At 36.9% G+C, this 268-nt stretch carries 1 protein-coding gene; it reads right to left on the bottom strand.

What is annotated here, in order from left to right; all coding sequences use genetic code 11:
* A partial coding sequence (locus FUA24_RS03830) for a 3'-5' exonuclease family protein (RefSeq protein WP_148540140.1) occupies positions 1-268 on the bottom strand: 268 nt, incomplete at both ends.

Raw genomic sequence — 268 nt, 5'->3', positions numbered from 1 at the left:
CGAACAGTTTGCCTTTTACCTCGATGTTGTATTTGGCTAAAACTTTAATATCGTATTTTAAATTCTGACCAATTTTTTCAATGGTTTCACTTTCAAAAAACGGACGCAATTCCTCGATTAAATCTTGTGCTTCGGTTTTGTCTTCAGGAAATGGCAAGTAGAAGCCTTTGCCAACTTCCCATGAAAATGCAATGCCAACCAATTCGGCAGTTAACGGATTTAAACCTGTGGTTTCGGTATCAAAACAAACCGAAGTTTGGTTCATTAA

Source organism: Seonamhaeicola marinus (assembly GCF_008085455.1).
The sequence above is the reverse complement of the archived record's forward strand: the minus strand, read 5'-3'. Positions and strand labels throughout refer to the sequence as shown.